Origin of the sequence: Methylobacterium haplocladii, assembly GCF_007992175.1 — a bacterium.
In the GTDB taxonomy this organism is placed as follows: Bacteria; Pseudomonadota; Alphaproteobacteria; order Rhizobiales; family Beijerinckiaceae; genus Methylobacterium; species Methylobacterium haplocladii.
The window spans coordinates 52,608-75,047 of the sequence record NZ_BJZT01000009.1 but is presented as its reverse complement, the minus strand read 5'-3'; the positions used below and the strand labels follow the sequence as shown (position 1 = coordinate 75,047).

Here is a 22,440-nt window from a genome sequence, read left to right as displayed (position 1 = left end):
CAGGATGGCGTTGTCGGCATAAGCCAGACCACGGTTGACCGTGTCACAGCACATGACCGGGATCACGGACGGATCCTGCTTGGGCTCGTACTTCCAGACGATCTTCGAGCCCTGGTCGAGGTCGAGGGCGTAGACGATGTTCGGGAAGGGGGTGTGGACGTACATCATGTTGCCGACCACGAGAGGCGAACCCTCGTGACCACGCAGGACGCCCGTCGAGAAGGTCCAGGCGACCTGGAGGTTCTTCACGTTGGAGGCGTTGATCTGATCGAGCTTCGAATAGCGCGTATTGGCGTAGTCGACCGTCTGAAGCGCCTGCTCGGCCGGGTTGGCGATGGACTTCAGAACGCTTTCGTTGGCGAGGGCCGGGGTCGCGACTGCGAGACCCGCACCGAGTGCAAGAAGATGGACCGCTCTCATGGATTCCTCCGGCAGACCTTGTTTCCTCGACCTTCGGCATGGCGCCGTGGTCGTGGTCGGTCTGCTGTTTGCGACAGGGATCGAATTTCGCTTCGGCAGCTCGCGGTAAGTCCTTCCACGCGATGCGCAAAAAGGACCAGCCGGGCTAGGATCGCCATCCCTGGACGACCCCTCTGGAAACCGAAGCTTGAACGAACTCTAAGAAAAAATCGGACGGCGTCAACTCGCTTCCACAAGCTGCGGCAAGGGCACGGTCAAGACGTTGTGAACAAAAACTCAACGGCCAAGCTCGCCTTGCCACGCACAAATCTTATTGTGCATCGCACTATAACGAATTTGTGCGAGAAATTTCTATGAAGGTCTTACATGCCATTGCATGTTTTCACCGCATGCGCGATCGCCCAGATCTCTCGAGCCATGATCCCCACGCCAGACATCGGTCGATTTTCGCCCATATCGCGGCTCAAAGGTTGCCGGATCGTCCCGTGCAGCGCGATATTTGGTAGGATGGTGGCTTGGCCGGTCTCGCCCGTCTGACGGCGTTGGAACCACCGCTGAGCACAAAGAACCCACGTCTGCGCCTTCTCGCCGCATCCGCGGCTCAGTGGTTTCTGCGGAGCGTACCGACCGAAGTTCGCCCTCATCGGCAGCGGCATTCGGGATTCGCGGCCTTGCCTCTCATCGTAAAGAGGGCTGCACGTCGCCGGAGACCCTCTCGATTCCCCGGCGGCGGCTGGTCTGCCTACCAAGCCAGGGTCTTACCTGTGTAGTCGAGATAGGCTGCGCCGCGTTCGCCGAGGCGGCGCTCGATCACGTCGGCCATGCCGGTAACGCTGGTCGCGACATCGATGTCGGCTTCGGCACCACCCATGTCGGTCCGTACCCAGCCTGGATGCACCAGTAGGATGCCGAACGGCCGTTCCCGATGACGGACCTCGAAGCTGCGGGCATTGGTGTTGAGTGCGGCCTTGCTCGCCCGGTAATTGTCCCAGCCGCCGCTCTCGTTGAGCCCGACGCTGCCGAGGATCGAGCTCATGAAGGCAATGGTGCCCCCCGGCGCGACCGTATCGGCAAAGAGTTCGGCGAAGCGGATCGGGCTCACCGCGTTGGTGAGGTAGACCTGCGCCGCCACATCGCGCGGGACTTCATGGAGCGGATCGTGCGCCTGGGTCGCCACGCCGGCGACGACGAAGACCAGATCGTATTTCCGCGTCTTCAGGCGGTCGTGCAGGGCGGCGACGGCCCCGTCGTCGTCGATGTCGGCCGTCTCGATGGTGAGGGCTTCGGTCGCGAGCTTCGCGAGGTCCGGCGACGCCTTGCGCTGGGTCGCCGTCACGCGCCATCCGCGCTTCAGGAAGGTCTCGACGAGGCCGAGCCCTAGGCCGCGCGAGGCGCCGACGATCAGTGCGTTCTTTTGTGATGTGGTCATGGTCGTTCTCCTGCGGAGCCGGTTTCAAGGATCGGTGCCGCTGGAGGTCAGATTGGTACAGGCGCGGTGCGGGGGAAGATCGCGGCCGTTGCCGAGCGGTGCGTCTGCGCACGACGGCAGAGCGAGGCTCAATCGCCGGTCTGTACCGACCACGTGGCGTGACGGATGCCGGGCTGCGCCGCGAGCTCGGCCACGACGGTATCGAGTTCTTTAGAGTCTACCGCCGTTGCGGTCAGGGTGGCGACGACATCGACCACTTCCTCCCCGCGCTCCTCCACCTCGACGCCGCTGACCGGATATGATGCCGCCTCCAGCCGCTCCACCAACAGATCGCGCGCGGGGCCGGCCGTTTCGGCCTCCGTCGTAACCTGCACCTCGTACGTCGCCTCCGTAGCGCTCTCGTCGATCGGGATGCGGTTGATGAGGTTCACCAGCGGACGCAGCAGCGTATTGCCGGCAAGAACCGCGATGGCGACGAAGCAGGCCTCCAGCGGAAGGTCGGCCCCGGCGAACGCGCCGACTGCGGCCGAGCACCAGAGCGTGGCGGCCGTGTTGAGGCCGCGCACGTTCATGCCTTCCTTCATGATGACGCCGGCACCGAGGAAGCCGATGCCGGAGATCACGTAGGCGACGGTCCGTACCGCGCCGTCGCTACCGGTCAGCCGCATGCCGAGGTCTACGAAGGCGGAGGCTCCCACCGAGACGAGCACGGCCGTCCGCAGGCCCGCGGTGCGCTGGCGATACTGCCGCTCCGCCCCGATCAGCGTTCCGAGTCCGAAGGCGACGGCGAGGCTGATCGCCGAATTCAGGGCTTCGGGTGTCGCGATGGTGAAGGGGCCGGCCATGGCGTGCTGATGTCGAAGCCATGTGACGCTTCGGTGACCATCGCGTTCGAGCGGTCGCTCCCTCGGGCAAATTGACCGACCGGAGCTTGCCGATCGCGCCCGGGATTGACGTGCGCCTGCAGCAACGGGCACATCCGCTGAATGTGGTCCTCCTAAGAAGCCACAACGAGGAGACGCGTATCATGCGGGTGATCGGCCCAGCCAAGTCCCGTCGGACGCAGCGCTCATGAGCGGCGCCATCCTGGCCGAGCGCCCGGCATCGGCCCCCTCCGCTGCCGACGACCACCTGCGCTCCCGCATCCTCGCCCTGCGCGACGGCCTCGAACATGGCCTCATCGGCTGTGCCGGCCTCGTCGAACGGCTGCTGATCGGCCTGCTCGGCGGCGGCCACTTGCTGATCGAGGGTGCTCCCGGCCTCGCCAAGACCCGTGCGGTGAAGCGCCTCTCGGAGGGGCTCGACGGCTCGTTCGCCCGCGTCCAGTGCACGCCGGACCTGATGCCGGCCGATCTCACCGGTACGACGGTGTGGCGCCAGGATGCCGGGATCTTCGAATTCCTGCCCGGCCCCCTCTTCCACTCTCTGATTCTGGTCGACGAAGTGAACCGCGCCCCGCCGAAGGTGCAGTCGGCGCTGCTCGAGTCCATGGCCGAGAGCCAGATCACCGTGGCCGGTCACACCCACAAGCTGCCCGACCCGTTCATGGTGGTGGCGACGCAGAACCCCATCGAGCATGCGGGCACCTTTCCGCTGCCGGAGGCCCAGCTCGACCGCTTCCTGCTCCACGTCGTCGTCGAGATGCCCGACGAGGCCTCCGAGCGAAAGATCCTCGACCTCGTCGAGGGCGAGCTGAACCATCACGCCGAGCCGATCGCGGTGAAGCTCTCGGTGGACGAGATACTCGCGGCGCGCGAGGCCGCGCTTGCCACCTACGTCTCGCCCGCGCTCAAGGACTATCTCGTCCGCATCGTCGCCGGCACGCGCAACGAGTCCGTCTCGAAGGAACTGCGCGCCGCGATCGAGCATCCGGCCTCGCCGCGCGGCACGCTGGCGCTGATGGTGGCCGGCAAGGCGCGGGCCTACCTGCACGGACGTGATCACGTGGTTCCCGAGGACATCGCGGCGCTCGCCAGCGACGCCCTCGCCCACCGCATCGGCCTGACCTGGCGCGCCGCGGCTGAGGGGCGTACGGCGCGGGGGATCATCGCCGGGCTCGTGGCGCAGACACGGGCTCTGTGAGGTGATGTCGATCTCCGGGAGAAGCGCGCCAAGGCTCTCCCCCCTCTCCCGCAAAGGGAAGAGGGTCGTCGCGGTGCAATCATGACCGCTTCCCCCGCCCCGACGACCAACCCCTACCAAGCCCCCGGCATCCATCTCTCCGGCGAGACTCTGATGGGTCTGCGCCATCTCGCCCGGCGCGGCGTTTCGCCATCGTCGCGCACTCTGGCCGGGTTGCCGGGAGGCATCGTCACGAAGAAGCGCGGGCGCGGTTCGGAGCCGGACGACGTGCGCCTGTGGTCGGAGGGCGACGACATGCGCTTCATCGACCGCAACGCCACCGCGCGCACCGGCGAGCTGCATGTGCGCACCCATCATGACGAGCGCGACCGCACCGTGGTGCTGCTCGCCGATTTCCGGCCCTCGATGCTGTTCGGGACGCGCCGGGCTCTTCGCTCGGTGGCGGCGGCGGAAGCCCTAGCGCTCCTGGGTTGGCGCGTCGTCGGCGATGGCGGCCGCGTCGGGCTAATCGTCGCCGGGGCCGGCGAGCCCGTGGTGATCCGCCCGAGCGGCGGCGAGCGTGCCATGATCGCAGTGACCGGCGCCATGGCCCAGGCCCATGCCGTCGCGCTGTCAGCTGGACCCAAGGAAGACCCGCCCTTCGGGCCGATGCTGAACCTCGCGGGCTCGCTGCTTCCGTCGGGAGGCCACCTCGTCATGGCGACCGCCCTCGACACGCCGGGTCCGGAGTTCGACGGCCTGCTTACGGTGCTGGCCGAGCGCCTCTCGATCCGCCTGCTGCTGGTCTCCGACGCCTTCGAGCGGATGCGGTCGCCGGGCTTCTATCCCTTTGCGACGCCCGACGGCCAACGCGGCACCATCCAAGCCGTCCGCGCAGAGGGCAGCACCCGGTCCGCCGACGATCGTCTCGCCGAGATGCACCGCCGCGGCATCGAGGGCCTGCGCATCGACGTCGAGACCGGACCCGAGGCTTACGCGCCATTGATGGAGCGGCTCGATGCGATGCTGTGAGCGACACGACGCAGCTGCGGCATCGCCTCTCCACGCTTGGCGGGCAGAGGGGGAAGCGCCGCGATGAATCCGGAACTCTCCACCCTCCGCGGCCTGCATCTGCCCGCCGGCGGCAGCAGCGTCCTGCAAGGTGAGATCGTCGCCGCCATCGCCCTCGGCTTCGCCGCCGCGCTGCTCTTTGGCCTCGCCCGCATCCTGCTTGCGCGAAGACGCTCGACCGTCCGTCGCGCGGCGCTGCACGAACTGACACGCGCGAGGAACCTCGATCCGCAGACGCGGCTGACGGCACAGGCCCGGCTGCTGCGCCGGATCGTCCGCACGCTCGAGGGCGAGGAGGCCGCATCGGCCCGGGGCACGGCCTGGGCCCAGAAGCTCGACGGTACCTTCGCCACCGACTTCTTCAGCCGTGGCGCCGGCCGAGCCTTCGTCGACGGCCTCTACCGCCGGCCGGCGGCGGCCGACCCGGCGGCGATCGACACCGAACTCGGCCGCCTCTTCTCCCGGATCAAGGCGTGACATGCCGGCCTGGCTCTCGGCTCTCGCTTCCGCCTTCGACCTCGCGGCGCCCTACGCGCTGCTGCTGCTGGCCGCGCCGATCGTCTTCGCCCGCCTCGTGCCGGCCGAGCGCGAGGGCACGAGCGGCGCCCTGCGCGTGCCCCCCTCCCTCGTCGGCGGTGCGGAGCGCGGCGAGAGCCTGATCGCGCGCGGGCGGCGGCGGACCTGGCTCGTCTGGACGCTCTGGGTCGCCTTGGTCGCTGCGCTCAGCGGCCCGCGCCTCGTGCTCTCCGCCAACGCCCTGCCGGCCTCGGGCCGCGAGATCATCCTGACGCTCGACCTCTCGGGCAGCATGGAGCGCAAGGATTTTTCGCTGGACGGCGAGACCGTGAGCCGGCTGGCGGCGGTAAAGCGCGTCGGCGCCGGTTTCATCCGGCGCCGGGCCGGCGACCGCATCGGCCTCGTGGCCTTCGCCGATCAGGCCTACGTCGCCGCCGCTCCGACCTTCGACACGGCGTCCGTCGCGCGGACACTGGAGGAGGCGACGATCGGCCTCGTCGGACGCTCCACGGGGATCGGCGACGGTCTCGGCCTCGCCCTGAAGCGCCTCGCCCCGGCCCAGATCGCGAGCGCCGACGGCGACGGCCCGCCGCCGGCCTCCGACAAGGTCGTGGTGCTGCTCTCGGACGGCGCCAATAATGCCGGCCAGACCTCGCCGAAGGACGTCGCCGCGCTGGCGAAGGAACTCGGCGTGCGGGTGTATACGATCGCGCTCGGGCCGATCGATATGGCGAACAACCCCGACAATGAGCAGGACGTGGTCGACGTCGACACCCTGCGGGACATGGCCGAAGTCAGTGGCGGCCGGGCCTTCCGGGTGAAGACCACGGACGACCTCAACGCCGTCGCCGATTCCATCGATCAGCTCGAAGGCGGCCGTGCCCAGGCTCCGCCGGTGCCGCTTCGGCGCGATCTCTGGCCCTGGCCGGCGGCGTTGGCGCTGCTTTGCGCTTGCGGGCTGCTCGCAGTGAGGCGGGACGCGTGATGCTCGACGCCTATGCCCTCCTCCGTCCCCTCTGGCTCCTCGCGATTCCCGTCGTCGCGATCCTTACCCTGCGTGCCGCCTGGCGCTCGGCGCCGCTCGGTGACTGGGTCAGGGCGGTAGACCCGGCGCTGATGGCGATGCTGCAACGGCGGGGGGCGGTGCTCGGTGGCCGGCGGCAGGCCAACGTCGTCGCGGCCCTGGTAGCCGGGATCATCGCCCTGGCGCTGACGGGGCCGGCCTTCGAGCGGCCGGATACGTCGACCTTCCGCAACCTCGACGCCACCGTGGTGGTGCTCGACCTGTCGCGATCCGTCACCGAGGGCGGGCGCTTCAAGGAGGCGCGGCAGGCGGCCGAGGCCGTGGCGCAGGCGGCCGGCAGCCGCTCCGTCGCCCTCGTCGTCTATGCGGGGGATGCCTACACCGCCGTCTCGCCGACCACCGACCGCGAAGCGATCAGCACGACACTGTTCGCCCTCGACACCGACACGGTGCCGGATCGCGGCAGCCACCCGGAGCGCGGGCTCACCCTGGCCCGCAAGATCCTCGACGAGGCGAACGTCGTCGCCGCCGACGTGGTGCTCATCACCGACGGCGACGGCGTGGGCCAAGCCGCCGAGCGCGAGGCCGCCGCGATCCGCGACAAGGGCTGGCACCTGCACGCGCTGTTCGTTCCCGCCGGCAAGGCGCTGGCCCCCGGCGCGCCGCGGCCCGACCCCGCGGCCCTCGACCGGCTCGCCTCCGACGGTGGCGGCCGGGTCGCAGATGTCGATTCCGCCGGGCCGGTTCTCGACCGCGTCGGCGCCAGCACGGCCCAGCACCTCGCCGCCGGCGGCTACAGCGTCCTGGCCTTCCAGGATCTCGGCCGCTGGTTGCTGCTCCTGGCGTTGGTGCCGGCGCTGATCCTCTTCAGACGGAGCGCGTGATGGCCGCCGCACCGGATCACCGCCAGTTTCTGGCCGCCCTGCCCTTTCGCAACGCTGCCTTTCCCCGCCGGTTGCGGCTCTATGCCCGGCTCGTCGGGCTGGGCGTGGCCGGCGCCGGGATCCTGGCGCTGATGCTGGTCTCGGAGCCGCGGACCAGCCTCGGGCGCCTGCTCATGGTGAGCGGCCTGCCGGGCGTTGCGGCGAATGTCCTCGTCGATCCGGCCTGGCGGGGTCCGGCCCTGTACGAGGCCGGTCGTTACGCCGAGGCCGTCCCGATCTTCCGGGCGCAGGGCCGGCGCGGCGCCTACAATCTCGGCAACGCGCTCGCCCGCTCCGGCGACCTCGCAGGCGCGGTCGCGGCCTATGACGACGCCCTCGCCTTCAACCCGCGCGACGCCGACGCGCAGGCCAACCGCTCGCTGATCGCCAAGCTGATCCAGGAGGAGATCGACCGCGGCAACGGCGGCGGCATCGCCAACGCCTCCGCGCAGTACGGCGCGCGCTTCAACAAGACCACGAACCAGGACAAGGACGACGACATCAAGGCGACCTCCAGCGGCGAGGGACTGGCCGGCAACAAGGAGGCCGGATCGAGCGCCTCGATCCCCGGCAACAGCCCGGTCGCCCGGCGCGGCAAGTCCGAACAGCTGACGCTCGATTCCGGAAAGGGGCAGGCGCGCGGCTCGGCCAGCGACGCTGCCGGCCGCGGACGGCAGGGCTCCGGCTCCGCCATGGTCGCCGCCGCGCCGGAGCGGGAGGCGCGCCGCGTCACCAAGAGCTTCGAGGCCCACGAGATTCACCCCGACCGGCTCTGGCTCCAGACGCTGCCCGACGAACCCGGCCGCTTCCTCAAGCTGCGCCTCAAGGCCGAGCAGGGGCGCCGGATCGAGGCTGGCACCGCTATCCCGGGAGGGAGCAACCCGTGGTGATTCTTTTGGGGTTTTTGGCTCCCTTATCGCTCCTCCGCAGAGGGGGGAGGGTTCTGGCGTTACTGCTCGCCCTTCTCCTCGCCACCCTCCCCGCCCACGCCCTCGAACCCGACGACCTCACCCTCACCGTTACCCCCGAACTCGCCGGCAACGCGCCCCCCTATGCCCGCGAGATGGTCCTGCTGAAGCTGCGTGGTGTCTACCGCACGCAGATCCTGCTCGAAGAGGTCCGCCAGCCGGCGCTGACCAACTTCTCCTGGACGCAGCTCGGCCGCGATACCTGGGGGCGGACCCGGATGCCCGACGGGCAGATGGCGCTGCTGTTTGAGCGCACCATCGCGATCTTTCCGCAGCACACCGGCACGTTCGTCATCGAGCCGTTCACCCACAAGCTGACGATCAACGACAACGGCGAGCGCCGCACCGTCGACGTGCGGTCGGAGGCTATCCCCTTCCCCGTGGCCAAATGGACCGGCGAGAGCGGCGGCCCCGATGCGCCGGAACCGTGGTGGCTGCCGGCGCGCGACGTCGCCATCACCGATTCCTGGGACCCGGACCCGGAGACGATCAACCAAGGGGACACCACCCGCCGTATCGTTACCCTGGAAGCGCAGGGCATGCTCGCCGAAGGCTTGCCGCCGCGACCGGTCATGCGCACGCGCGGCATCGTCACCTTCGCCGGGCCGGTGAAGCGCGAGACGATCATCACGCCGACCGGCCCGGTGGCGCGGGCGACCTACCAGTGGGATCTCAAGAAAGGCGTGGCCGAAGTGATCGCGCTTGAGGGTATCGAGATCCCGTGGTTCGACACGGTCTCGCGGACCATGCGGGTCGCCGAGATCCCGGCCCGGCAGATCGGCGGCGGGTCACCGGATCGGGAAGAAGACCTGAAGGCGCGGGCCTCGGCCTCATGGGCGGCGATCGGCGGAGCGGGCTTCGCGGCGTTCGGGTTAGGGCTGGTGTTGATCGGGCTCGGAACCGGGCGCCGCGTCCTGCGCCTCGGCCGGGCGGACCGGCTTGCCCTGAAGCGCGCGGCGGCGTCGGGCGACGCGGTGGCGTTCCGGGCGGCCCTGGGCCGTTGGATGCAGGCCGAGCCGGAACTCGCGGAGGTTTGGCACGCCGATTCCGAGAGCGTTGCCGCGCTGTCGGCACTCGACAGGTCTGTCTACGGCACCGGCGGTACGACGCCGCTCGATCTCGGCGGGATGGCGACGCTGTTTTCGAAACGTCGGAAGCTGGCGGCGAGCGCGCTGGCCGAGGAGCCGAAGCTGGCTCCGCTCGACGGGCGGGGCCTACCCGCGCGCTGAGCCCGGCTCAGCGCTTCGCCACCACCGATTTCTGCGGCTTCTTCTCGGGCGCGGCGCCGGAAATGAGCTTCAGCAGATGCTGCTGGTCGAGGCCCTGCGCGACCGGCTGTGCGACCGGGAGCGCCCGCTCGACCTTGCGCGGGGTGATCGAGCCCGTCGAGACGGGATCGGGGATCGCCGCCATGGCGGCGGTGGTCGCGACGGTTGCCGGGTCGCGCTGGACGCGCATGGCCCAATGGGCCGCCGTGGAGAGCGCAGCGATGGCGAGGATCGCCTTGATGCCGCCCGTCAGAAGGCGCCGCATGATCGAATAGCCTGAAGTGACGCTACTGGAGGCAGAGGGTTCCCGGCCTTTCCCTAGAATTGCGCGGAAGCGTCAACGAAGCTTTTCGCGACCCTCTGCGCCGTGTCTCGGGACGGCACAGACGCTCCTGACGATCTGTGGGCCATGCGCCGAGATCGCGGTTCCTGTTCCCCGCGCTTCCGACACGCCGACAGCGACCCGGCCCACTGAGCCTCAAGGAAACGGCGCAGAGAACTGGTCCGCGATCGCCCCGTCACTGCAAGCCCCAAAGCCACGCAGGCCCGTTCGAGCTCGCGATACCGTCACAGGCGCATCGGCTCCGGGGACGACGCATGTAGGTCTGTTATGCCCTGTGGACAACCGAACCTTGGCCGGGTGCGACGCCACCGTCTTGATTTTCCGGCGCGGATTCGCCTGATGGGCGCATGACGCAGCCGACGACCCTCCCCCGCCTCCCCGACAGTCCGATCCGTCACGACTGGAGCCTCAGTGAGGTTCAGGCGATCCACGATCTGCCGTTGCTCGACCTCGTTCACCGGGCCGGGACGGTCCACCGCGTGCACAACGATCCGGCCGACATCCAGAGGGCCGCACTGCTCTCGATCAAGACCGGGGGCTGTCCCGAGGACTGCGCCTACTGCCCGCAATCGGCCCACCACAAGGGCGCAGCCCTGCCCCGCGAGCGCCTGATGCCGGTCGACGCGGTGCTGCGGGAAGCTGCAGCCGCGAAGTCGCAGGGCGCTCACCGCTTCTGCATGGGCGCAGCCTGGCGCCAGCCCAAGGACGGCCCCGAATTCGATTCGGTGCTGTCCATGGTGCGCGGCGTGCGGGCGATGGGCATGGAGGCTTGCGTCACCCTCGGCATGCTCACGGCGTCACAGGCCGGGCGCCTCGCCGAGGCCGGGCTGACCTCCTATAATCACAACCTCGACACCGGTCCCGAATTCTACGGCGACATCATCTCGACCCGGACCTACGAGGACCGGCTCAAGACACTGGAACACGTCCGCGACGCCGGTATCGGCGTCTGCTGCGGCGGTATCGTCGGCATGGGCGAAAGAGTCCGCGACCGGGTCGAGATGCTGCAGCTCCTCTCCAACCACGCGCCGCATCCCGAGAGCGTGCCGATCAACGCCCTCGTCGCCGTGGAGGGTACGCCGCTGGAGGATCGGCCGCCGGTGGATCCCCTCGACCTCGTGCGGATGTGCGCCACCGCCCGGATCGTCATGCCAAAGGCGCGGGTCCGGCTCAGCGCTGGCCGCAAGGGCCTGACCCGCGAGGCGCAGATTCTCTGCTTCCTGGCGGGCGCCAACTCGATCTTCTACGGCGAGCGCCTGCTGACCACGGCCAACAACGAGGCCGACGCGGATGCGGCGCTGTTGCGCGATATCGGGGTGACCGTTCCGGAGATGTCGCTGGCCGCGGCTGAGTAACGCCGTTCAAGCGGCTTCCGCCTGCGCCTGCCGGTCGGGGATTTCCAGGAGGAAGCGCGCGCCGGCGGCGGTCGGATCGAGCCTGAGCGTGCCGCCGTTGAGTTCCGCCAGCTCGGCGGCGATGGCGAGGCCGAGACCCGTTCCGCCGGCGCGCATCGAGCCCTGGAACGGTGAGAACAGGTGCGTCTTGGCCCGGTCGGGCAAGCCGGGGCCATTGTCCATCACGGCGATCGTCACGGTGCCGGCGCCCTCGCGGCCCTGGCGCCCCGCCTCGATCGTGACCAGGGGCGACGCTTCGCCCGCGGCATCGAGAGCCTGGACCGCGTTACGCACGAGGTTGGTCAAGACGCGCGACAGCTGCTCGGGGTCGGCGTCGACGTTCATCCCGGCCTGCAACCGGATCGTGAACCGAACCTTTGCGTTCCGCGAGAGGGCGGCGAGGTCCGGCAGTTCGTCGAGGATCGGCGCGAGCGGCACCATCTGCCGCTGGGGATGCCGTTCGGCGGCGCGGCCATAGGCCAGCGTCGCCTCGCAGAAGCGGTTGGCACGGTCGAGGGTGGCGACGAGGCGTGGCGCCACGCGCTGCACCACCGGGTCGGCGACGCTCTCCAGCCGGTCTCCGAGAAGCTGAGCGGTCGTCAGCAGGTTGCGCAATTCGTGGCTGATCTTGCTGACCGACAGGCCGAGACCTGCGAGGCGGCGTTTATGGCGTAGCTCGCCGGCCAGGACGATTTCCATGCGGGCGAGTGCGGCCTCGGCGTCGCCGATCTCGTCGATCCGGCCGGATGGGGCGATCACGCGCTCGGCATTCTCGGGATTGTCGGCAAAGTCGGCGATATTGCGCGCGAGCCGCCGCATCGGACGCACGAAGACCCGCTGCAGGACGAAGAACACGATGGCGGCGGCAGCGGCGGCGACGATGAGGGAGGAAATGAGCAGGCGCAGTGCGTAGGCCGCGAGGGCCTGCCGCAGCGGCCGCTCGTCGAGTACGACTTCGATGGTGTCGGCACCGTCCCGCCCTCTGCCGATCACCCGGATCGCGGCAGGCGCTGCGCTCGCCAACGTGGACCACGACCCGGCGATGCCGCCGATCCAGCCGCTGGTGCGCAAGTCCACCGATTCGACCGCGGCATCCGAAACAGGCATCCGCGAGAGGACGCGGCGCCCGCTGCTTCCTTCTAAGACGATCTCGCGCGCGCCGACCCCGGTCAGGAGCTGTGCCACCAGCGTGTCGGAGACATGGTGGTCGGGCGTTGCATTGAGCACGAGGGCCGCGACCTCGGCAGCCGTCATTCGATCCGTCAGCCAGCTCTTGCGGTAGCTGGCGACGGCCGGCACGTAGATCATGATTTCGGCCAGGGCGACGAAAGCAACCGTCACCAGGAAGAGACGTGCCGAGAGACCGAGCCGGGGCTTGCGGCCCAATGGCTGCGTCGCGCGCACGGTTTCAGGAGCAGGGATGGCCTGGCCCGTACCGAACTGTCGACCGATACTCACTCCCATGGCGACCTCTTGCGGGCCTTGAACGAACCGTCGGTTGCGTGGCGGGAACGCCGGATACGTCGTCTCGGAAAGAATCGAATCTTGCGCTGCTGACGTCAGGTTAACAAATGCTAACCCGTGCGTATCCCCTGAATTTCTTCAGTTCGACGGTCGCCGCCGACAGGCGGCTGTCACCGGTACGGTACGTGACCGATCGCGCCAAAGTTTCATGCATATGCACGCCGAAGCGTTAGACGCGGCTCGATCGTGCGCAAGTCTTACGTGCGCAAGCCTCGCCGCTCCAGCCACCGGCGGAGGGTGATGGAGAGCAGCGCGAAAGCGGCGAGCGCTGCGAGCCCGGCGATCATGCCGGGCGTGACGAGGCTGCGCAGGTCGAGCGCCGCATCGCAGGTTTCGTCCCCACGCACGAGGCAAGCCGTCTTGGCCGCCTCGTGGGCCGCCACGAGGTCTTCGAGCCCCGCGCCGGTCGCTGCGTAGACGAAGGCGCCCGGCGTCAATCCGACCAGGGTGGCGAGCACGAAGGTGCGCGGCCGGACACCGAAGATGGCGGGCCCGAGATTCGTCATCCAGAACGGAAACAGCGGGAGCAGCCGCAGGAAGACGACATAGCCGAAGGCATCGCGCCGAAAGCCCTCCGCGAGCCGCCCGAGCCGCGAGCCGGCCCGACGCAGAAGCACGTCGCGCGCGGCGTAGCGGCCGATCGAGAACACGATGGCCGCCCCCGTCGTGGCCGAGCCGATCGCCACGAGCGCGCCGGTCACCGTGCCGAACAGGAAACCACAGATCATGCTCATGACGAGGGTCGCGGGGACCGAGACGACCACGCAGCAGACATAGGCCGCCGCTGCCACGAGGATCGCCTGCGGCCGGTCGGCGCCGACGGCTTCGTGCAGCCAGGCCCGCGAGGCCATCAGCCGGTCGAAGTCGAGCAGATGCGCCCCGCCCGAGACTAGCACCACGATCGAGATGCCGACGAGCAGCACGAGCGGCAGCCAACGCAGCCATGCCTTGCGACGCGGCGGCCCGTGCTCCGGGGACGTTTCTTGAGCGATGGTCATCGCTAAAGCGTCGGGCCGGCCGTCAGCCGGCCTTTCGCATCCGCAGGATCTTGAAGAAACCGCCCGGGAAAGTCGGCGCCACGCCGGAGAACTCGACGCCGTTCCGGCGCGCCCAGGCCTCGATCCGCGTGGACTTGAAGTCCGACGACCAGCCGATCTTGGTGCAGAGCGGCGCGACGATCTCCTCGACCCGCGCCATCGGCCCGTCGGTCTGGCCGAAATGGTTCGCCAACACGATTCCGCCGCCAGGGCGCACCACGCGCAGGAACTCCGAGAGCGCGGCTTCGGGATCCGGCACCAGGGTGATCAGGAACTGCGCGACGACCGCATCGAAGGAATTGTCGGCATAGCCGAGACGGCAGACATCCATCACCTGAAGGCCGCGCACATGCGTGAGGCCGCGGCGGCGCACCTTGTTGCGGGCGCGCTTCAGCATGTCCTCGGAGAGGTCGACACCGCAGACGAAGCTGCCCTTCGGATAGTAGCCCAGCGACAGGCCGGTGCCCACGCCGGCCTCCAGCACCCGCGGGCCGTGTTCGGCCGCAGCCTCGACCGCCGCGCGGGCCGCAGGTTCGGTGAGCTTGTCGTAGACGACGTCGTAGACCGGCGCCCAGCGGGCATAGGCCTTCCGCATCAGGGCCGTACTCGGACCAGCCGCGTTCGCCTCGGGCACTCGCTCGCTCAGCATGTCGTCGATCGTCTCCGGGAGGATTCTTGTCGGTCACGCCGCCTGTGCGGCGGCGTCGGCCGGCAGGGTCTGGATGCGCCGGATGGTGCCGCCGCCGAGCACGCGGGCGCGGTCGGTGGCGTCGGCATAGATCACGCAGGCCTGACCGGGCGAGACGCCGTCCTCCGGCGTGTCCAGCATCACCTCGGCGCAGCCCGCTTCGGCATTCCAGGTCAGGTGGGCCGGGCGTGGCGCACGGGTCGAGCGAACGCGCACGGCGACTTCGAGGTCCGAGACGTCCGCAAGCGGGCGCTCGCCGAGCCAGTTCACGTCCGTGAGGCGGATGCGGCTCGTCGCCAGGGCCGAACGCGGCCCGACCACGACGCGCGCTGTCTCGGGCTCCAGCCGCACGACGTAGAGCGGGGCGCCCGCGGCGACGCCGAGGCCCCGGCGCTGCCCGACCGTGTAGTGGATGATCCCCTCGTGCCGGCCCAGCGGCTGGCCGTCGAGATCGACGATCTCGCCGGGCCGCGTGGCGTCCGGACGCAGCTTCGCGATCACGTCGGCGTAGCGGCCCTGCGGCACGAAGCAGATGTCCTGGCTGTCGGCCTTCTCGGCGACGGACAGGCCGAGGTCGCGGGCGATGCGGCGGGTCTCGTCCTTGCCCATCTCGCCGAGCGGAAAGCGCACGAAGGCGAGCTGCTCCGGCGTCGTCGCATATAGGAAATAGCTTTGGTCCCGAACCGGATCGAGCGCCCGATAGAGCCCGCGTCCACCCGTCGGCAACGGTCGGCTCGCAACGTAATGGCCGGTCGCGAGCGCCTCGGCGCCGAGATCATGGGCCATGCCGAGCAGGTCGCGGAACTTCACCGAGCGGTTGCACTCGACGCAGGGGATCGGGGTCTCGCCCGCCAGATAGCTCTCGGCGAAGCGATCGATCACCGACTCGCGGAAACGGTCCTCGTAATCGAGGACGTAATGCGAGATGCCCAGCGCATCGGCCACGCGGCGGGCATCGTTGATGTCCTGGCCGGCGCAGCAGGCGCCCTTGCGGTGGATCGCGGCGCCGTGGTCGTAGAGCTGCAGGGTGACGCCGACGACGTCGTAGCCCTCGCGCTTCAACAATCCGGCCACGACGGAGGAATCGACGCCGCCGGACATGGCGACGACGACGCGCGTCTCGTGCGGGAGCTTGGGAAGATCGAGCGAGTTCATCACGACAGCGTTCGGCCGGGAGCGCCGGATGCGGGCGGGTATAGCGATCCGGCGGCCGGGTTTCCAGCGATCACGACCGCCCGTGCGCAGATGCCCGCAGGCGGGAGGCGATCACCGAGAGCTTCAGCGGATGCGGTCGCGCACGGGTCCGGCACCGAAGGACCCGGAAGAAACTGCCGGGCTCCGGCAATCTCCGCCGGGCGCAATCGTATGCTGCCGAAAAATAACTATTCATCGAGAGCATGTTAGCGAGTTTCTTGGGTGGCTCGGCCCTTGCTGATCCTCCGGTGAAGGAGTGCATCAGGCATGGCGCTGACGTTGAGGGATGTGGTGGAAAGCCGAGCGTCGCAGCGCACATCGCATGTGCGACGCGATGCGGCCGAAACGCGCGATGCGGTCGAGGGCCGCCGCGAGCGGTTCTCGCTGGAGGATGCCGACCGGCGCTCCGCCCTCGATTCCAGACTGCGTGCCTCGACCGCCGCTAGGGTGGATGCCGCTAGATCGCGTGTCGGCAAGCCGGACTCCGCTGTGGCCAACGCTCCCAAGCCGGCTGCTGCGGAGCCTGAGGGCGGCAAGACCAGCGAGACCCGAGCGGACCGGTCCGAGCCTCAGGACGAGACCGTACGAGAAAAAGATGGTCCGGCCCGATCGCCCGACACCGATCGCGCGGCGCGCCCCGAGGCACCGGCGAAGCCGATCCCCGGCAAGTCAGCACTTCCCGATCGCGCCACGCCCTTCAAGGCCGAAGCACCTGTAGCGGAGCAGGCCGATGTGCAGGGAGCTGAGGGCGAGCCTGTGGAATCGCTGGCAGCCGCCGTCGAGGGTCAGAGCGAGACGGTAACGGTCCCGCAGGCTGACACCGCGGCATCGGCGGCACCCCTTCCGATGATGGCGATCCCTTCTGCAACGCCTCCGCCAGTCGTCTCGGCCCCTGCTCAGGGCACCAGTGCAGGCGGAGCCAAACCGGAGGGCGAAGCCGACATCGCGGTTGCCGATTCGGCGACGGGCGGTACGGCCCCCCTTGCCGGCGGCAACACCGCGGCGCGCGGCAGCGCAACGGCGAAGGCGGGGTTCGACGCGGCCCTCGCCGAGATCGCGTCGGAGGGCGCCGGCGACGATGCGGCTGCAGCCCTGACCTCGCGAGGCACGGAGCCGTCGGCGGTCGGCGGCGGGACGGCGACACTCCCGGCTTCGACCGAAGCCAAGACTGCGCCGGCCGTCCAACAGCCGGCACCGGCCGCGCCTGCCCCTACTCCCGTGCCGCTCGGCGCGGTGCCGATGACGATCGGCCTACGTGCCCTCGGGGCATCCAACCGTTTCGAGATCCGCCTCGATCCGAAAGAGCTCGGGCGGATCGACGTCTCCATCGACATCGACAAGGAGTCCGGCACCGTCGGCGCGCGCCTCGTCGTCGACCGGCCGGAAACGCTGGCGCTACTCCAGCGCGATGCGTCGAGCCTGCAGCAGGCGCTGGCCCAGACCGGCCTCGACGCAAGCGCCGGTATCAGCCTGTCGCTGCGCAGCGACAGCGAGAATCAACGGAGCGGCGCGGGATCCGACGCCCAGGCCCGCCGCGGCGGCCAGATCGACCGCAACGGCCGCGAGAGCGGAATCGACCAAGTCCCGATCGACCTCGTGCCGCTTCGCGCCCTGCGCGGGCTCGGCCGCGTCGACATCCGCATCTGAGGAGACACGATCATGGCATCCGGCATTTCGAGTATCGCCAACACGGCCTCTTCCGCGTCCACGGCGAGCACCAGCTCGCAGGCGATCGCCGGCAACTTCCAGCAGTTCCTGACCCTGCTGACGACGCAGCTCAAGAACCAGAATCCCCTCGACCCGATGGACACCAATCAGTTCACGCAGCAGCTGGTGCAGTTCGCAGGCGTCGAGCAGCAGTTGAAGACGAACGACCGCCTCGATTCGATCCTGACCAACGCCAAGGCTTCGGCCTCGGCCACCGCGTCGAGCTTCATCGGCAAGACGGTCACGGCGGACGGCACCAAGACCACGCTGTCGGACGGCAAGGCGAACTGGACGCTCACGCCGGCCCGCGCCGCGACGAAGGCCCTAGTCACCATCAGCGATGCCAACGGCAACGTGGTCGCCACCAAGTCGACGACGCTCACCGCCGGCGCCAACGCGTTCACCTGGGACGGCAAGGGCTCGTCGGGGATGACCCAGGCCGCGGGCACTTATTCCATCAAGGTGGATGCGCTCGACGCGACAGGCTCCACGGTTGCCGTCGACACCTCCGTGACCGGTACGGTGCAGAGCGTCGATCTCAGCGGAAGCGAACCGGTGCTGTCCGTCGGATCGTCCAAGCTATTGCTGTCGACCGTGAAAAATCTTGCTGCGGCGAGCACTTAGCATGTTGTCCACATGGTTCGCGCAAAAACGAATCAACTCCGAACGGTCTGCTTCAACATATTTTAAGCGGACGCAAGTAGGTTCGATCTCGACAGGTCAGTCGAGTGTAGAGCGTAACATGACCGAGACACCCCGCCCGAGAGTAAAGTACGTCATCGGGCCCGACGGCTCTCCGCTGACCATCGCGGACCTGCCTCCGGTATCGACCCGCCGATGGGTCATCCGCCGCAAGGCGGAGGTTGTGGCTGCCGTTCGCGGCGGGCTGTTGAGCCTCGAAGAGGCCTGCCAGCGTTACACGCTGACCACCGAAGAATTCCTGAGCTGGCAGTTCTCCATCGATCAGCACGGCCTTGCCGGCCTGCGCACCACGCGCATCCAGCATTATCGCCATTAAGATTCTGACCGGCGGCGCTCTTGCGGCGCCGTCGATGAACGATCGAGCCGTGTCCGCACCAGCGGGCGCGGTTTTTTCGTTTCAGGGGGTGAATGACGCTTTCTTAACCGGCCGCTAACCACGCACCCGGCAAATCTTGCCGGGCGGGGCGTTCGGCGCCGCGATCTGTCTCGCAGGCGTCCAGCGCGTGAAGTCGGTCCTCGAACTGGTGACGAAGCTCGGGCCGGCGCGGCTCGCCGCCATGGCCGCGGTGACGCTCACCCTCGTCGGCTTCTTCGCCTTCGTGATCCTGCGGATGTCGCGTCCCGACATGGGCGTGCTCTTCGCCGACCTGTCGATGCAGGATTCGGCCGCCGTGATCCGCGATCTCGACGCCCGCGGCATCACCTACGAGACCAAGGGCGATGCGGGCCAGACCATCATGGCGCCGCGCGCCGACCTCGCCCGGCTGCGCATGGACCTCGCCGGCAAGGGCCTGCCGGTCCAGGGCGGCGTCGGCTACGAGATCTTCGACAAGGGCGACGCCTTCTCGTCCACCAGCTTCGTCCAGAACGTGAATCACCTGCGGGCGCTCGAAGGCGAGCTCGCCCGCTCGATCCGGGCCATCGGCCGGGTCCAGGCCGCCCGCGTTCACCTGGTGCTGCCCGAGCGCCGCCTGTTCGAGCGCGACCGCGACGCGCCGAGCGCTGCGATCGTGCTGAAGCTGGTCGGCGATCTCGACACCTCGCAGGTCCGCGCCATCCGCCATCTCGCGGCATCGGCCGTGGAGGGCCTGAAGCCCGAGCGCGTCTCCATCGTCGACGAACGCGGCCGGCTGCTCGCCGACGGCGCTCGCGGCGCCGAAGCGGAAGGCGTCATCGGCTACGAGGAGAAACAGACTGGTATCGAGCGCCGCCTGCGCTCGCAGATCGAGGAAATCGTCGCCGGCATCGTCGGCCAGGGCCGCGCCCGCGTGCAGGTCTCGGCCGATCTCGACGTCAACCGCATCGAGAGCCGCTCCGAGACCTTCGACCCCGAGAGCCGCGTCGTGCGCTCGAGCCAGACCCGCAGCGAGAACTCGCTGACCGGCGGCGCCGAGGGGCAGGTCAGCGTCGGCAACGAGCTGCCGGGTGCCGGCCAGCCGGCGGCCCAGCCGAGCCAGAAGGACACGGCGCAGAAGAACGAGGAGACCACGAATTACGAGATCTCCCGCGTCACCAAGACCGAGGTCATCGAAGGCGGCCGCGTCAAGCGGCTCTCGGTCGCGGTCCTCGTGGACGGGGTTTACGTGCCGGGTGCCGACGGCAAGGCGGCCTACCAGCCGCGTCCGGCCGCCGAGATCGAGCGGATCTCGGCCCTGGTGCGCACCGCGATCGGCTTCGACAAGACCCGTGGCGATCAGGTCGAGGTGGTGAACCTGCGCTTCGCGGAGGCACCGGCCGCGCCCGACTTCGTCGAGCCGAGCCTCGTGCAGTCGCTCCTCAGCCCGTCCAAGGAGGACGTCATGCGCTGGGTCGAGCTCGCGGTGCTTTCGGCGCTGACCTTGCTGGTGCTGATGGCCGTGGTGCGTCCGCTGCTGAAGCGCGTCCTCGAATCGGAGACCCCGACCGTCATGCTGGCCGGTCCGGCCGGAATGGCGCTGGCGGGTGGCGAGGTCGCCGTCGCGGCGATCGCCGAGCAGGGGCATGCCGCCAAGTTTCTCGAACACGCCAAGCTGAACGGCAAGATCCAGGCCGAGACCGTGGAGCGCGTGGTCGACATGGTTCGCGCCAACCCCAGCGAGACCGCCGAGGTCCTGCGCAACTGGATCCACGACAACTGACATGAGCGCCCCTCCGTCCAGCTTTGAAAGGGACCGGCGATGGCTGCCGGCGTAAACTTCGGCCCCCTGGCCAATACCGGGTCCGGCGGCGGCTTCGATCAACTCAGCGGCGCGCAACGCGCCGCCACGCTGCTTCTGTTGCTCGGTGAGGCCGAGGGCGCCGCGATCTGGCGCCTGCTCGACGAGGAGGAGGTCAAGAAGGTCTCGCACGCCATGGTGCAGCTCGGCTCGCTCGAGGCCGAGACCATCGAGCGGCTGATCGTCGACTTCGTTTCGCGCCTGCCGTCGGGCGGCGGCATCACATCGAACTACGAGCGCACCGAGTCGCTTCTGCTCAAGATCTTTCCGCCCGAGCAGGTCTCCTCGATCATGGCGGAGATCAAGGGCGCTTCGGCCAAGCGCGTCTGGGGCAGCCTGACCCAGATCGACCCCGACATCCTCGCCGCCTTCCTGCGCAACGAGTACCCGCAGACCGTCGCGGTGGTCCTCTCCAAGGTGCGCCCGGACTACGCTGCGCGCGTCCTGACGATCCTGCCGGAAGAATTCGCCATCGACGTGCTCAACCGGATGCTGCGCATGGAGACGGTCCAGAAGGAGGCGCTGCGCCACATCGAGGAGACGCTGCGCGTCGAGTTCGTCTCGACCATCGCCCAGAGCACCCGCCGCGACGCGCACGAATTGATGGCCGACGTCTTCAACGCCTTCGACCGGCAGACCGAGACGCGCTTCCTCGCCGCGCTCGACCAGGGCAACCGCGGCTCGGCCAAGCGGATCCGCGAGCTGATGTTCACGTTCGAGGACCTGCTGAAGCTCGACGCCGGCTCGGTGCAGACGCTGATGCGCAAAGTCGAAAACGACACCCTCTGCCGCGCCCTCAAGGGCGCCGAGGAGCGCGTGCGCGGCTTCTTCCTCGCACAGATGTCGACCCGCGCCGCCAAGAACCTCAACGACGAGATGAGCTCCATGGGCCCGATCCGTCTCAAGGAGGTCGACGAGGCGCAGGCCAAGATGACCGAGCTCGCCAAGGACCTCGCCGAGAAGGGTGAGATCATGATCGCCAAGAACGGCGGCGAAGAGGAACTGGTTTATTGAACGCCCGACCGTTCCTGTTCGACACCGACTTCCGCCGCCCCAACGCGCAGGGCGCGGCCAAGGAGGCTGCCGCCGTCGCCGATGCGGAGGCGCGCGCCTATGCCCGCGGTCTGGAGGAGGGGCGCCTCCGGGCCGAAGCGCAGGCGCAGGCCCGCCTCTCGGATGCGCTGACCCGTCTCGGGCTGGCGGCGGCGGGATTGCTCAACCAGTCCGACGCCCGCGACGCCGAGCGCGAGGACCAGGCCCTGACCTTCGCCACTGCGCTCGCGCGCAAGCTCGCGGGCGACGCCCTCGCCGCGAGCCCGCTCGCGGCGGTCGAGGAAGCGGCCCGGGCCGCGCTGCAGCACGTGCGCGGCCTGCCGCATCTCGTCGTGCGCGTGAACGAAGCGATCGTCGACGACGCCGAAACGCTCGTGAAGCGGCTGGCGCGCGAGCGCGGCTTCGAGGGCCGCCTCGTCGTGCTCGGCGAACCGGATATGCCCGAGGGCGACGCCCGCATCGAATGGGCCGACGGCGGCATCGTTCGCGAGCGCGCACGGGTCGAAGCGGCGGCGCTCGACGCCGCCGGCATTCTCTCATCACGGCACGGCTGAGGCAGCGCGATCATGGCAAGCGACGATTTCCACCTGCCGCAGCTCGGCGACCTGGACCCCTCCTTCGACGGCAGCGGACCGGAATCTGTCCTCGACGCGCCGACGACGCCGAAGACCGCCTCCGACCTCGAACAGGTCTTCGACGTGCCGGTTGTGGTCTCCGCCGTGCTCGGCTCCTCGCGGATGCCGATCGGCGACCTGCTGCGCCTTGAAGCCGGCGCGGTGCTGGAGCTGGACCGCAAGGTCGGCGAGGCCATCGACATCTTCGTGAACAACCGCCTCGTCGCCCGCGGCGAGGTCGTGCTCGTCGAGGACCGCCTCGGCGTCACCATGACCGAGATCATCAAGAACGATCACTGAAACGGCGCC

General features: G+C 69.0%; 22 protein-coding genes and 1 pseudogene. 15 read left to right on the top strand and 8 right to left on the bottom strand.

What is annotated here, in order from left to right:
- From MHA02_RS05860 to MHA02_RS05850, 3 genes and pseudogenes are all read right to left on the bottom strand, one after another.
- Window positions 1-420, bottom strand: a pseudogene (locus tag MHA02_RS05860) (PQQ-dependent dehydrogenase, methanol/ethanol family); the annotation flags it as partial.
- A gap of 742 nt (window positions 421-1,162) precedes the next feature.
- Entirely contained in the window at window positions 1,163-1,849 is a 687-nt protein-coding gene (locus MHA02_RS05855) for an SDR family oxidoreductase (protein ID WP_147077507.1), read from the bottom strand.
- Between the two features lie 128 nt (window positions 1,850-1,977).
- A complete protein-coding gene (locus MHA02_RS05850; RefSeq protein WP_147077504.1) occupies window positions 1,978-2,694 on the bottom strand; it encodes an MgtC/SapB family protein in 717 nt (238 codons plus the stop codon).
- A 226-nt stretch (window positions 2,695-2,920) separates the two neighbouring features.
- On the opposite strand from MHA02_RS05850, the gene MHA02_RS05845 reads away from it, so the two are divergent.
- The 7 genes from MHA02_RS05845 (at window position 2,921) to MHA02_RS05815 (ending at window position 9,641) form a co-directional block, all read left to right on the top strand.
- Entirely contained in the window at window positions 2,921-3,931 is a 1,011-nt protein-coding gene (locus tag MHA02_RS05845; RefSeq protein WP_147077502.1) for an AAA family ATPase, read from the top strand.
- An 81-nt stretch (window positions 3,932-4,012) separates the two neighbouring features.
- Window positions 4,013-4,942 (top strand): DUF58 domain-containing protein, encoded by a 930-nt coding sequence (locus MHA02_RS05840; protein ID WP_147077500.1) that lies wholly within the window; start codon window positions 4,013-4,015, stop codon window positions 4,940-4,942.
- A 63-nt stretch (window positions 4,943-5,005) separates the two neighbouring features.
- Complete coding sequence (locus MHA02_RS05835; protein WP_147077498.1) at window positions 5,006-5,458, top strand: DUF4381 domain-containing protein; 453 nt, start codon at window positions 5,006-5,008, stop codon at window positions 5,456-5,458.
- Between the two features lies 1 nt (window position 5,459).
- Complete coding sequence (locus MHA02_RS05830; protein ID WP_147077496.1) at window positions 5,460-6,482, top strand: VWA domain-containing protein; 1,023 nt, start codon at window positions 5,460-5,462, stop codon at window positions 6,480-6,482.
- Complete coding sequence (locus MHA02_RS05825; RefSeq protein ID WP_147077494.1) at window positions 6,482-7,405, top strand: VWA domain-containing protein; 924 nt, start codon at window positions 6,482-6,484, stop codon at window positions 7,403-7,405. The genes MHA02_RS05830 and MHA02_RS05825 overlap by 1 nt, the downstream gene beginning before the upstream one ends.
- The gene (locus tag MHA02_RS05820) at window positions 7,405-8,334 is read left to right on the top strand and encodes a tetratricopeptide repeat protein (protein ID WP_238180405.1); all 930 of its coding nucleotides are present in this window, start codon (window positions 7,405-7,407) and stop codon (window positions 8,332-8,334) included. Before MHA02_RS05825 ends, MHA02_RS05820 begins: the two co-directional genes overlap by 1 nt.
- Complete coding sequence (locus tag MHA02_RS05815; protein ID WP_147077517.1) at window positions 8,334-9,641, top strand: BatD family protein; 1,308 nt, start codon at window positions 8,334-8,336, stop codon at window positions 9,639-9,641. Before MHA02_RS05820 ends, MHA02_RS05815 begins: the two co-directional genes overlap by 1 nt.
- 7 nt (window positions 9,642-9,648) lie before the next feature.
- Here MHA02_RS05815 and MHA02_RS05810 read toward each other — a convergent pair whose 3' ends face one another.
- Entirely contained in the window at window positions 9,649-9,945 is a 297-nt protein-coding gene (locus MHA02_RS05810) for a hypothetical protein (protein ID WP_147077493.1), read from the bottom strand.
- A gap of 425 nt (window positions 9,946-10,370) precedes the next feature.
- Between MHA02_RS05810 and bioB the strand changes: the two genes are divergently transcribed.
- A complete protein-coding gene (gene bioB, locus MHA02_RS05805) occupies window positions 10,371-11,378 on the top strand; it encodes a biotin synthase BioB (protein WP_147077491.1) in 1,008 nt (335 codons plus the stop codon).
- 6 nt (window positions 11,379-11,384) lie between these two features.
- On the opposite strand, the gene MHA02_RS05800 is transcribed toward bioB, so the two are convergent.
- The 4 genes from MHA02_RS05800 to mnmA form a co-directional block, all read right to left on the bottom strand.
- Window positions 11,385-12,881, bottom strand: coding sequence for a sensor histidine kinase (locus tag MHA02_RS05800; protein WP_147077489.1), 1,497 nt, complete (start codon window positions 12,879-12,881; stop codon window positions 11,385-11,387).
- 257 nt (window positions 12,882-13,138) lie between these two features.
- Window positions 13,139-13,939 (bottom strand): TVP38/TMEM64 family protein, encoded by an 801-nt coding sequence (locus tag MHA02_RS05795; RefSeq protein WP_147077487.1) that lies wholly within the window; start codon window positions 13,937-13,939, stop codon window positions 13,139-13,141.
- Between the two features lie 22 nt (window positions 13,940-13,961).
- Window positions 13,962-14,627, bottom strand: coding sequence for a class I SAM-dependent methyltransferase (locus MHA02_RS05790; RefSeq protein ID WP_147077485.1), 666 nt, complete (start codon window positions 14,625-14,627; stop codon window positions 13,962-13,964).
- Window positions 14,628-14,660: 33 nt separating this feature from the next.
- Window positions 14,661-15,821, bottom strand: coding sequence for a tRNA 2-thiouridine(34) synthase MnmA (gene mnmA / locus MHA02_RS05785; protein WP_147077483.1), 1,161 nt, complete (start codon window positions 15,819-15,821; stop codon window positions 14,661-14,663).
- Window positions 15,822-16,127: 306 nt separating this feature from the next.
- On the opposite strand from mnmA, the gene MHA02_RS05780 reads away from it, so the two are divergent.
- The 7 genes from MHA02_RS05780 to fliN all read left to right on the top strand — a co-directional run bounded on the left by MHA02_RS05780 (window position 16,128) and on the right by fliN (window position 22,431).
- Complete coding sequence (locus MHA02_RS05780) at window positions 16,128-17,507, top strand: flagellar hook-length control protein FliK (RefSeq protein ID WP_147077481.1); 1,380 nt, start codon at window positions 16,128-16,130, stop codon at window positions 17,505-17,507.
- Between the two features lie 12 nt (window positions 17,508-17,519).
- A complete protein-coding gene (locus MHA02_RS05775; RefSeq protein ID WP_147077479.1) occupies window positions 17,520-18,191 on the top strand; it encodes a flagellar hook assembly protein FlgD in 672 nt (223 codons plus the stop codon).
- Window positions 18,192-18,309: 118 nt separating this feature from the next.
- Window positions 18,310-18,585 carry a CtrA inhibitor SciP gene (sciP, locus tag MHA02_RS05770; protein WP_147045024.1) on the top strand — a complete coding sequence of 92 codons (276 nt, stop codon included), beginning with the start codon at window positions 18,310-18,312 and terminating at the stop codon, window positions 18,583-18,585.
- Window positions 18,586-18,772: 187 nt separating this feature from the next.
- Window positions 18,773-20,386, top strand: coding sequence for a flagellar basal-body MS-ring/collar protein FliF (gene fliF / locus MHA02_RS05765; RefSeq protein ID WP_147077477.1), 1,614 nt, complete (start codon window positions 18,773-18,775; stop codon window positions 20,384-20,386).
- A 39-nt stretch (window positions 20,387-20,425) separates the two neighbouring features.
- A complete protein-coding gene (gene fliG / locus MHA02_RS05760) occupies window positions 20,426-21,478 on the top strand; it encodes a flagellar motor switch protein FliG (protein ID WP_147077475.1) in 1,053 nt (350 codons plus the stop codon).
- The gene (locus MHA02_RS05755; protein WP_147077473.1) at window positions 21,475-22,071 is read left to right on the top strand and encodes a FliH/SctL family protein; all 597 of its coding nucleotides are present in this window, start codon (window positions 21,475-21,477) and stop codon (window positions 22,069-22,071) included. Before fliG ends, MHA02_RS05755 begins: the two co-directional genes overlap by 4 nt.
- Before the next feature lie 12 nt (window positions 22,072-22,083).
- Window positions 22,084-22,431: a flagellar motor switch protein FliN gene (fliN, locus tag MHA02_RS05750; protein ID WP_147077471.1), complete on the top strand. Its 348-nt coding sequence runs from the start codon at window positions 22,084-22,086 to the stop codon at window positions 22,429-22,431.
- The last annotated feature ends 9 nt before the right edge of the window (window positions 22,432-22,440 follow it).